Here is a 10,144-nt window from a genome sequence, read left to right on the forward strand (position 1 = left end):
ATCCCCTCCGCATCAGAGGTCCTGCACTGCAACCGTACAGTCACGCGGCCAAAACAATCTTTGCAATACTGGTTCACAGCATTTTCGCCGTCCGGGAGGAACGACTCCAAAAGGACCAAGTCATACCATTCCGGGGCCTTCGCGTCCGCCTTATCATACAAAGCCGTCCTAACGGCGTTGTCCTGCCCGACCAGGAACCTCCCCAGGTCCGCCAGGGAGAGCTGGGCAGTCCCAGAGGCGTCCGTGTCGGTACAGGACGCCATCAGGAGCGTGTCCGTGCTTTTCGGGGCCGAAGCCCGCTGGAGTTCATCCGTTTTGATCGCCATAAAAATACCTCCTGTCAGATCAAACTTCCGGTTCGTGGTCAAGATCCTTGGGCGGGAGAAGGATCATAGAGCCCGACTGCCGCAGGAACGACGGGTGCGTTTCAGGGCCGTCGCCGTTGTTGTGCTGGTACATATCCCATCTGAGCCGGTACACGATCTTTTCCGTGGCGCTGTGCACCGCCGCCTCCGCGTCCGCCCTGGCCGCGGAGACGGCCTCCGCCTTCGCGGCGGCGATCTTGGCGATCAGGCCCAGGGCCTCCTTGTCGGTATAGGCCCTGGCGCCGGCGGACAGCTGTCCGGCCATGGCCTCCATCGCCGCCAGGATGCCGGCGCTCCGGTCCGGATGGTACACCGCCAGGATGGGTGTCCCCCCGCCCGTCAGCAGCGGCTCCCCGTCCCCCGCCGCCAGCGGCAGCGCCAGCTCGTCCTTCATGATCGAGCGGATGAGTCTATCGATCGTGAGCTTGAACTGGCGGAGGCTCACATAGGCGGCAAGGTCGATGATGCCTTCCACATCCTCAGCCTGCCCGAAGATCGTGTTGACGACGAACTCCGAAACATGAGGGACTTTCCGGACGATATCGGGCTGGTCATACTGCATGATCTGAAACAATGTCTCCCCGATGATCTCCTCGCCGCCGTCACCCAGCAGCTTTGCGTAAAGCCCGATCTGATATAACTGGAACTCATGCTCGGCCCGGCGATTATCCAGCTGGAGCCGGACCGTGGCGGCGTCCTCTGTCGGGCTCACATCGATGATGGAGAGATCCATGGCATAGCCCTGGACCTCCGTCAGTGCCGCCAGCCTCGTTTTATCCACATGGCCGGAGCCGCAGACGGCGCGGGTATATACGAGCCTATGGTCCGGGGCCGCGCGGAGCATATCGAAGCCGCCGTCCGTTATGACGGTCGTCACACTCATATGAAGACCTCCTCCCTGTAAGACGAAATGCCGGTCCCAGCAAACGCCGGGACATCGAAGGCCCTGTCCCGTACGAGGATGATAGCATCCGCAGAGTTGAGGACCTGTTCCGTGTAGCCGGATACCTGTACGCCCAGATACACTGGGATATCGAAAGGATCATGGTAAACGGTGAAGTAGGCGAGCCTGCTGGACCCTTCCTTGACTTTTAGGACCTCATCGTAGACCGTGCGGAGCTCTTTGACGGCATCGGGTCCCCCAGGCCCCAGATGGACCACGAACTCTGCCCAGCGGGCCGGGTCATGGAGATAGACCGGCTCCACCGTGCTCTGCACATAACCAAGGGCGGCCATGACGTACTCGATCCCCTTGACCGTCCCGGCCCAGCTGGCGATGATCCCTTTCATGGAAAGCCTCGTGCGGTAGCCCTCATCCGTCTCCCCGGCCAGCCGCGGCATGTTCCGGTCCTGGCCATGGACGGGGAGCATGACGACGGAGGCGCTGGCGACGTTGGCCTCATCCCGCACGCGGAAGACCGCCTCCTTCAAATCGTCGAACTCCCGCCCAACGACTCGGAAAAAGATCGCGAATTGGTTGACGATCTGCCTGGTCCTCTTCAATGGTCCGAACAGGAGGCTGAACATATATCCACCAAAGGTATCGGATCGCTTCATCCTGTCATCCCCTCCCCACCTTCACTGTGACGGCCCCGAGGATGATGACCTTGTCCTTGGCCAGAGAGATATCCTGGGCGGGCGTCGATACCTTGACATTGACTGCCTCGGAGCAGCCGGAGCGGATCGCATGGTTGATATCCGAGAGCGTCAGCTCATAGAAGCGCCGCCCCCTGCGTACGGCCAGCAGCTCCGCCAGGATCGCTTGGACACGGTCTTGGATCTCCGCGTCCGTTGAGCCTCCCGTGACGGTCACTGTGACGGCGATATCCTGGACCACCGTGACGGAGGACCTGACCAGGATGTCGTCATAAGGCCCGGCGATCTGGCTCACCGCCTCCCGCACGAGGGCCAGGAGCCCTTCCGACGCCTCTCCCGCCGTGCCTGTGACGATGACGTCTACAGTGCCCTGGCCCCTGGGGTGCTGGCAGTCCGCTTGGGCGAAGAGGACGCCGGGGACGCTCTCGGCGGTATTGATGAAGCTGTCCTCGACCGCCCTCTGGGCCAGTTCGGACCAGGAGCGGAGGGTCCGGGTCCGGCAGCTCTCGTCGTCCTCAGTATCGTTGCCCTCCCGTACGATCCAGTCCGCGCCGTTCGTCACCTCCACATCGCCGATATAGGTGAGGGAGACGGTGATGCGGCCCTGGGGGACATTGTAACGGCTCCCCTCGCTCTCAGCTTCTACTAGCACGTCCACCGCCTTGGCCCCCTTCTGGAGGACGGCGGGCTCCAGCGCGAAGAAGCGGAGCTCATCGCCGTTGATGTCCAGACCGGTCTTGAAGACCTGGCCCTTGGCGATCTTGACCGCTTCGCCGCCCATACCCATACGGGAGACAGTGACGAGCCCCTGGGCCTTCTGCGCTTTCTTCCGTTTTTTGGAATAGTCCGCCATCTTCAGGTCCAGCCACACGCCGGAAGCGTGGGAGACGAACATCTCGTTCAGCGCCAGCCGGAGCAGTTCCAAAAACTCGATCTTGATCCGGAGGGCGATCATGAGCATCGTGTGGAAGACGCCGCCGGAGTGGAAGTTCGAGATCACGAAACCCTCCTCCTCCAGCTCCCGTACCTTCTCCTCCTTCAGTTCCTCCAGGTTTGGGACCGAGATGACGGCATCCAGGATGTCCTTGTCGATCATGCCGCTGCCACCTCCACGCTGACCGCGCCGACGGTGATATAGAGCTGCCGGGCCTCCGCCTCTCCCGCGAAGCGGAAGGAGCAGTAGACCTGGAACGCGCCGTCCTGGAAGCCGGCTCGGATCTGGATGGTCTCCGGGAGGATGACCTCCCGCTTGTGGAGCTTGCTCCGTATCCGCTGCACGATCTCCAGTCGGGTGAGCTCCGTATCCTCCGCTTGGATGAAGTCATAGAGCCCCCAGCCAAACTCCTCATCATAGAACAGGTCGCCGGGCTGGGTGAGGGATTCCAGGATGATGTTTTGGTAGAGGCAGTCCAGACCAGAGCAGAGCGGCGGCCCTCCGTCCGCCGCCTGCGTGAGCTGCCATGCGCTGTCCAGGCGGATATCGGTATCGTAGAGCCCTGTCATAAGCGCACCTCCCCGATGATGGAGGGCGTGAGCTCTCCATAGGGCAACGCGACGGCAACGACCGCGCCCTGCCGGAACTGCTTTTTTGATCGAATCTGAGGGATAGGCGGATAGTCCGCGTCGGGATCCCCGAAGCGGTCCAGGACGGTAAGCTCGTATCCATACCAGTAAGCGACGATGTGCCCCCGGTAATAGCTGTCGTGGCGTTCGTCGTTGTGGATGACCAGCTCCGTGATCTCGTAGGCGTTTAAACGTTCCACCTTGCTGACGCTGGCGTAGACGACAGCGGGGAGCTTCGCGTGGGGATACTCCTCGGCCACCGTCCTTTTCACGACGTCTTTCATCATGCGCTGAAGTTCCTGCATCGTAAGTCCCCTCCAGAGACTCAGAAATAAATATGCGTGCGGATGAAGCCGGAGTCGTTGGTGGAGGAGACCACCTTCGAGACCCTCTGCTCCCCGCTCACACGAGGGTGTATGATATCGATCTTGTGAGAGTGCTTCACGAAGGGGACGGAGACGGTCTCCAAGTCCCATATACCGCCCATCCGCTCCAGGTGGAGGATATTGACACCGTACTCGAAGGTGTAGATTTTCTCCTGCTTTGGCTCCTCGCCCCAATAGAAAACGCCGTCCGAGAAGAAGAACGGGAGCCTGAGCCCCCAGGCGGCGTTGACCGTCTCGATCGCCTGGACGGCGTTTTGCCGCCGTATGGGGAGCACTTCCCGCCTCGGGTAGCTCTTCGAGGAGAGCTCCATGTTGGACACGCCCGCCTTCGCCAGGAAAGCGGAGATGAGCTCTTGGGGCGTAGCGCTGAGGAAGGTGTCGTTGATGATCGTCTCTTCCAGGAGCAGCATGTCGTCCTTCAGGCTGACCTCATTGGTGCGGTCCCCGCCGTTGTAGGGCTTTGCGACATAGCCGGTGAAGACCCGGCTGAGGACGCCGTCGTAGCCGAGGAAGACAGCGGCTGGGTCCTTCCTGGCCAGGGCGATCTCTGGCTGGAACGGTTCCGTGAAACGTATCTTCGCCCAGTCGAAATGAGAGGACCGGGCGGAGCATACTTCGATCTCGATGCCCTGAGCGAACGAATATCCCCCAGCCTGCGCCATGATCTGGGGATAGTAAAGTTCCAATGCTTCTGGTGCCGGGATCTGATCTCCGTCACCACGGTCCGGCCTCCGTCGCTGCCCCACATGATCTCCGAGACGGCAAAGCCCTTGCCGATCGCGTCCAGCAGGTCGTTCTCCACGTCCTCGAAGCCCTCCATGCCGCCCAGCTGTTCCTCGATGAAGGCGGCGGTCTCCTTGTCCCGAGGCTCGTCGCTGAACGGGATAATCTCGAAGTCCAGGCCCGTGACGGCGTTCTTCCGGGTCTGGAGCTGACTGAAGAGGTGGGGGTCCTTCTCCTCCATCTCCTCGAACAGCTCCATCTGCCGCAGCACGTCTCCGGCGTCCGCTTCCTTGAAGATCTCCGCCAGCCGGACCGGCGTCAGGCCGCTGCTGGGATATCCGCTGTATTTGTCCGTCACATGGGCGACGGCAATCTCCCGGTACTCCGGGCATCGTACAGGGGGGACCCGATCGGTCTGGCGGCGTCTTCTCCCGCTCATACCACCGCCTCCTCCACGCGCCGCCGGGCGGTCTCATAATGCCCGCCGTCCAGCTCCATGCCGATGAACCACCGTCCCGTCTTCTTTGCCGCCACCAGCGTGGAGCCGCTTCCGGCGAAGGGGTCCAGGATGAGGTCCCCCGGTTTCGTGACGCTGGTGATGAGGCTGGCCAGGAGGCCCACGAGCTTCTCCGTGGGATGCACCATCTTGGAGCTGTTGATCTCGGGGAAGGTGACAAGGTCTTTCGGGCGGTGCCCGGGGAAGCCGTATTTGCCCTTTACTGCGAAGGCGATGTTTTCATGGGAGGGAGCGAACGCCGCCCGGGTGTCCTCCCATGCCGTGATACACCTTGTCCCAGATCACCTCGCTCTTGACTTGGAAGCCCGCCAGCTTCATCGCGTCGATGAAGGTCTGCTGCACATCCCAGCGGGTGAAGCAGATTAGGGAGCCCCGGCCTGACTCCCCGGACTTGAGGACCCGGAAGGCGTCGTACAGGAACCAGATAAAAGGAGACTGGTCATTCTTGACCTTTGCCCCGGTCTGGGAGACATAGTTGATGCCATAGGGCGGGTCCGTGATGATCGCGTCCACGCTCTCCGCCTCCATCTGCCGCAGCAGTGTGAGGCTGTCCCCGTGGAGGATGGTGTTTTCCTGGATGATAGTAGTCCCCCTCCTTTTTAGTAAGCTCCGTCCCGGAAGCGCAGAGCCCGGGCTTCGACGCTCTGATAGTCCGCTCCCCGCCCGGCGTTCACGCCCAGCGCCAGCTTCACCGCCATCTGCAGCCCGTCCGGGCCATCGTCGTTCTTCCCCATGGGGTAGGTCTTCAGCTGCTCCAGGATCGTCTTATGCTTCTTGCTGAACTTGATATAGCCGTTTTTCACGAACGGCTGCAGGGACTGGATGCGGGCGTCCTTGTTCTGCGTGCTGCTGATCTCTTCGATGGGGAGATATTCGCCAACAGCCGCCGAGCGCTGCCGCATGATCTCCGCGAAGTAATACTGGAACTGCACTGTCTCTACGCCGAACTTGTAGTAGGGCCGTTTGAAGTCCCGCTTCAACCGGCGGCTGGCCTCCAGCGCATCTTCGATGATCTGGTCCGGCTTCCGCCGGGCGACGTCAGCGAGCACGGCGTAGAGGTAGCCGGTGATGGTATCCTTTGCCAGCGCGATGATGGAGCTGGTGTCCGACTTCTTGTTTTTGCCAAGAGACGGGTCGTTGGCCCCGATGAACAGGAAGCGCGGGTCCGAGAAGTCCGGTTGCTGCTTCCCCTCATCGTCCCAGAAGTCGAACCACTCCTCTTGGAAGGCGCAATCTGCCGGGTCGATGGGGTCGTTCTGGATCTCGCTGTTGAAGGCGGCGGGGCCGATGTTGACCCGCTTGCACATGAGGGCGTAGTAGCTCCACTTCTCCTCCCAGAGGACCTCCGTTCCCTCCAGCATCTCCGCCTTGTTCGCCTCAAAGAAGGCTAGGGCGGTCTCATCATGCTGGGGGTCCGTGAGGCTGGTGTACAGTGCCTCCCAGGCATCCCACAGCTCCGTATGCACCGCCCAGCGGATGATGCCCTGGTATCTCCGGGTCTTGTACTCCGGCTTTTTGAAGACGTTGGCAAGCAAAGAATCGTAGTGCAGCAGGGTCCCGATGTATACGATATCCGTATAGGTATCGCCGCACTCGCTGACAGCCTTGTTGAACCAGCTCAGGAGCTTCCGCCTCTGCTCAGGCGTGTTGACGTTCTCGTCGTTCTCCAGGTCGTCGCAGAGGATGAGGTCCGGCCTCCATTGCTTATGGCGGCGGCCCTGGATCTTTTTGCCCGAGCCGATCGCCTCGATCTTCGAGCCGTTGGCGAGCAGGATGACCGACGCCTTCCAGACCTTCCCCATGAGCTCTCCAAAGTCCTCTTTCAGAGCAGCGTTCTCCTCCAGCTCCGTCTTGATGTCCGCCAGGAAGCCCTCGGCCTGTTCGGAGCTGTCCGAGAGGATGATCTCATAGTGCTTGTAGGCGTAGACCGCCGCGTGGATGGAGTCCTTGAAGGTGAAGGTCGTGCTCTTGGCATGGCCACGGGGGGCTCCGATTACCCGGCGGCAGCCGTCTGCCCGGCCGATCTCCTTCGCCGAAACAGCAGGGTTCAGGCCCTTCATGACGCCCTCCCGCCAGATTTCGTCCAACTCCCCGTGGAACGCGGGGGACTCCCGGAGGAAGTAGTGGGCAAGGTAGGCCCGCCCGAAGTACTCCAGATCAATCGCCCCCAGCTTTCGCCGGAGGCCCTGGGGGCCCGTCAGTTCCGCCCCGGTCCGAAAAGCCCGGAGGAGCTCCGCCCGGCGCTCGGGAAAACCCTCCTTTCGGACAATGTAATCGAGAAAAAGCTCCCGCTGGTATTCCTGGTCCGCAACCGCCGCACGGTCTATATTCAGATTTTGCCCTCCGCCATATCGTGGGCGACGAGGGCGGTGTAGTAGCTTCCCATAGTGCTTGGGGCGTTGAACAGCACCGCCAGCAGGTATTTCTTGATGTTGCGGATTTTCGTGGTGTTCTCCCGCATACAGTCCATGACGAACTCGATATGGCCGCTGTTCAGTTTCAGCAGCTTGGCCTTTACCAGCTCGGCGGGGTAGTCGTCACCGGCCACCCGGATTGTCTTGCGGGCCGTGCAGACGGTTTCCACCAGCAATTCCACGATGCCGTCCAATTCCTCCGGGTCGATCTTGGAGTGGCGCAGGAGGTGGTCGTACTCGATATTCTCTTTGATAAGCTCCCGGTAAATCTCAACAGCGCTCTGCGTGGCCGCTTCCGTTCCTTTCCTTTCCGGCGGCGAAGCCGCAACAGCCGCCCCAGCGGGAGGGGGCGAAAGGGAGGGAATGGAATGGGTAATTGATGGGTCTGTAATTCTTGGGTCTTTACTTTGTATATCTTTAATTTAATTGCGTTGGATTTTCCAACGTAGGTTTTCCCGTTGTCGGGTTTTCCAACGACGGTTTATCCAACAACGGCGGCAAAAAAACAGCCTGTTCGTGGATGATGTACTCTTTGCTGCTGAACTTGCCGCTTTCGTCCGTGGTCTGGTGGCGCTCGATGTACCCGGCCCGCTCCAATTCATTGACGGCGGAACGAATAGCGTCCTTGCTCTCCCGGTTGATGCAGCACAGGCCGGACAGGGTGTAATCCCAATCTTCCGGGAGTGACAAAATCTGCGACAACAGGCCCTTGGCTTTCAGGGACAGGGATTTGTCCCGCAGGTGGTAGTTGGACATCACCGTGCACCCCTTGTTCCTCTCCACGCGGAATACTGGCATGGTTCTCCGCTCCTTTCGGCGTCTGGACATGAAAAAACGCCGCAGACTTTTTTAAATCTGCGGCGTTGGCCGGGACGCAGAAACGGGCGGTTTCTTGCCGACATCGCCCGTTTTCTGTGCTGCTGTTCACTTGTTTGCGCCGCCCCGTTTTCCGCTGCCCTTAAAAACATTGATTTTACTGGGGTTTTCCATCTTAATGGCAGGCGCTGCTTGAGAAAAAGGAAGATGAAATTATCGCACTGCACCGGCAGGTGGAGTGGCTGACTCAGCAGCTGCGCCTGATGCAGGGGCAACGGTTTGGTGCGTCCAGTGAACGTACACAGGCCATTTCAGAGCAGATATCCCTGCTCAATGAGTCGGAGGCGCTTGCGGCATCCGATATACCGAAACCTGATTTGGAGCAAATTACCTATAAACGGAAGAAACGGATTGGAAAACGGGAGATTGATTTTTCCGGCCTGCCTGTGGAGCAAGTGATTCATGAAGTGCCGGAGACTGAGCGTGTCTGCCCGGAGTGCGGAGGTCCACTGCATCAGTGCTGCCAAAGCGTTGTTCGGCGGGAGCTGGCCTATCTGTCTGCCCAGTACAAGGTGGTGGAGCATCCCCAGGCTGTTTACAGCTACCGCCGCTGTGAGCAGGAAAATGACCATGTCCCCATGAAAAAGAGAGTGCTTCCGCCTCCTCTGCTGCCAGGGAGCGGTCTTGTCTCTCCGAGCTTGTTGGCCCATATTTTAAACAGCAAATATGTACTGGCTTTGCCCCTCCACCGGCAGGAGCAGGAATTTCAGCGGTTGGGAGTCCCGATATCCCGGCAGACAATGGCCAATTGGATGGTTGCGGCACACCAGAAGTGGTTTGCTGAGTTCTTTCAGCTTTTGCGGTGTGAGCTACTCACAAATTCTATCCTGCACGCGGACGAAACCACACTGATGGTACTGAAGGAGCCAGGATGGAAAGCCCGGCAAAAGAGCTATGTGTGGGTTTACCGGACTTCCGGGAATCCTCAAAGGCCAGTCGTGCTGTACGACTACCAGCCCACCCGGACCGGGGAGTGTGCCAGCAATTTCCTGTCTGGGTTCTCCGGGATGCTGCACACAGACGGCTATGAGGCTTACCACTGCAAGCTACCGCCGGAGATAACAGTGGTGGGATGCTGGGCACACATGCGTAGAAAGTTTACAGACACACTAAAGAATCTGCCAGCTGATTTACGAAACAGACCTCCTGCTCAGGTAGGGCTGAATTACTGCAATACGCTTTTTGGCCTGGAGGAACAGTTCAGTAAACAGGAGTCTTCCTTTGAACACAGATATTTAGCACGCATAGAACGATCTGTGCCAACGACCCAAGCGTTTTTTGCTTGAGCCAAAACAGAATACAAGAAAAATCCCGTGCCTAATAGTATGCTTGGCGCGGCATTGACCTATGCCGTGCGGCAGGAAAGCTGGCTGATGAACGTTTTCCTGGATGGGCGATCGGAGTTATCTAACAACCGGGCGGAGCACTTCTGTGCGGCCCTTCACTCTGGGGCGGAAGAACTGGTTGTTTTCCAACACGCCCAAAGGCATCGATGCAAGTGCCGTGATCTATTCCGTAGTTGAGACCGCCAAGGCCAATGATCTGAAGCCTTTTGAATGTCTCAGCTTCCTGCTGGAGACCTTGCCGACTGAGCGCCCTCCTCAGGACTGCTTACCTTGGATGCCGCTCGTCCAAAACTTGAGCTGAATCCTGACCCTGACTTTGTAACTCACTATTTTACACTTATAGGTGTAGCTCCGCCGA

At 59.5% G+C, this 10,144-nt stretch carries 11 protein-coding genes and 3 pseudogenes; 2 read left to right on the plus strand and 12 right to left on the minus strand.

All coding sequences use genetic code 11. From position 1 onward, the window contains the following. The 12 genes and pseudogenes from QZ332_RS03325 to QZ332_RS03380 all read right to left on the minus strand — a co-directional run. On the minus strand, positions 1-326 hold a 326-nt coding region (locus QZ332_RS03325; protein ID WP_295762295.1), incomplete at its 3' end, for a hypothetical protein. A gap of 19 nt (positions 327-345) precedes the next feature. After that, the gene (locus tag QZ332_RS03330; protein ID WP_295762297.1) at positions 346-1,248 is read right to left on the minus strand and encodes a hypothetical protein; all 903 of its coding nucleotides are present in this window, start codon (positions 1,246-1,248) and stop codon (positions 346-348) included. After that, positions 1,245-1,922 (minus strand): hypothetical protein, encoded by a 678-nt coding sequence (locus tag QZ332_RS03335; protein WP_295762299.1) that lies wholly within the window; start codon positions 1,920-1,922, stop codon positions 1,245-1,247. The genes QZ332_RS03330 and QZ332_RS03335 overlap by 4 nt, the downstream gene beginning before the upstream one ends. Positions 1,923-1,926: 4 nt before the next feature. Beyond that, a complete protein-coding gene (locus QZ332_RS03340) occupies positions 1,927-3,057 on the minus strand; it encodes a baseplate J/gp47 family protein (protein WP_295762301.1) in 1,131 nt (376 codons plus the stop codon). Beyond that, positions 3,054-3,464, minus strand: a complete 411-nt coding sequence (locus QZ332_RS03345) for a DUF2634 domain-containing protein (RefSeq protein WP_295762303.1) — start codon at positions 3,462-3,464, stop codon at positions 3,054-3,056. The genes QZ332_RS03340 and QZ332_RS03345 overlap by 4 nt, the downstream gene beginning before the upstream one ends. Beyond that, positions 3,461-3,829, minus strand: coding sequence for a carbamoyl-phosphate synthase subunit L (locus QZ332_RS03350; RefSeq protein ID WP_295762305.1), 369 nt, complete (start codon positions 3,827-3,829; stop codon positions 3,461-3,463). Before QZ332_RS03350 ends, QZ332_RS03345 begins: the two co-directional genes overlap by 4 nt. Positions 3,830-3,849: 20 nt before the next feature. Beyond that, on the minus strand, positions 3,850-4,596 hold the full coding sequence (locus QZ332_RS03355; protein ID WP_295762307.1) for a serine/arginine repetitive matrix protein 2: 747 nt from the start codon (positions 4,594-4,596) through the stop codon (positions 3,850-3,852). Between the two features lie 50 nt (positions 4,597-4,646). Further along, positions 4,647-5,072, minus strand: a pseudogene (locus QZ332_RS03360) (DUF935 family protein); the annotation flags it as partial. Continuing rightward, positions 5,069-5,278, minus strand: a complete 210-nt coding sequence (locus QZ332_RS03365; protein WP_295762309.1) for a site-specific DNA-methyltransferase — start codon at positions 5,276-5,278, stop codon at positions 5,069-5,071. The pseudogene QZ332_RS03360 and the gene QZ332_RS03365, both read right to left, overlap by 4 nt. A gap of 91 nt (positions 5,279-5,369) precedes the next feature. Next, positions 5,370-5,663 (minus strand): hypothetical protein, encoded by a 294-nt coding sequence (locus QZ332_RS03370; RefSeq protein ID WP_295762311.1) that lies wholly within the window; start codon positions 5,661-5,663, stop codon positions 5,370-5,372. Positions 5,664-5,749: 86 nt separating this feature from the next. Beyond that, positions 5,750-7,237 (minus strand): phage terminase large subunit, encoded by a 1,488-nt coding sequence (gene terL, locus QZ332_RS03375; RefSeq protein WP_363324013.1) that lies wholly within the window; start codon positions 7,235-7,237, stop codon positions 5,750-5,752. A 242-nt stretch (positions 7,238-7,479) separates the two neighbouring features. Continuing rightward, positions 7,480-8,362: pseudogene (locus tag QZ332_RS03380) on the minus strand (DUF6017 domain-containing protein). 251 nt (positions 8,363-8,613) lie between these two features. Between QZ332_RS03380 and QZ332_RS03385 the strand changes: the two are divergent. Together QZ332_RS03385 and QZ332_RS03390 are read left to right on the plus strand one after the other, a co-directional pair. Next, positions 8,614-9,963 (plus strand): annotated as a pseudogene (locus QZ332_RS03385) (IS66 family transposase). Further along, positions 9,944-10,087: a transposase domain-containing protein gene (locus QZ332_RS03390; RefSeq protein ID WP_295762313.1), complete on the plus strand. Its 144-nt coding sequence runs from the start codon at positions 9,944-9,946 to the stop codon at positions 10,085-10,087. Before QZ332_RS03385 ends, QZ332_RS03390 begins: the two are co-directional and overlap by 20 nt. The last annotated feature ends 57 nt before the right edge of the window (positions 10,088-10,144 follow it).

The sequence above is a fragment of the uncultured Oscillibacter sp. genome, assembly GCF_910584465.1.
GTDB lineage: Bacteria > Bacillota > Clostridia > Oscillospirales > Oscillospiraceae > Oscillibacter.

Coding starts and splice junctions, on each gene's coding strand:
- QZ332_RS03330 (WP_295762297.1), bottom strand. CDS start 1,248: ATGAGTGTGACGACCGTCATAACGGACGGCGGCTTCGATATGCTCCGC.
- QZ332_RS03335 (WP_295762299.1), bottom strand. CDS start 1,922: ATGAAGCGATCCGATACCTTTGGTGGATATATGTTCAGCCTCCTGTTC.
- QZ332_RS03340 (WP_295762301.1), bottom strand. CDS start 3,057: ATGATCGACAAGGACATCCTGGATGCCGTCATCTCGGTCCCAAACCTG.
- QZ332_RS03345 (WP_295762303.1), bottom strand. CDS start 3,464: ATGACAGGGCTCTACGATACCGATATCCGCCTGGACAGCGCATGGCAG.
- QZ332_RS03350 (WP_295762305.1), bottom strand. CDS start 3,829: ATGCAGGAACTTCAGCGCATGATGAAAGACGTCGTGAAAAGGACGGTG.
- QZ332_RS03365 (WP_295762309.1), bottom strand. CDS start 5,278: ATGGTGCATCCCACGGAGAAGCTCGTGGGCCTCCTGGCCAGCCTCATC.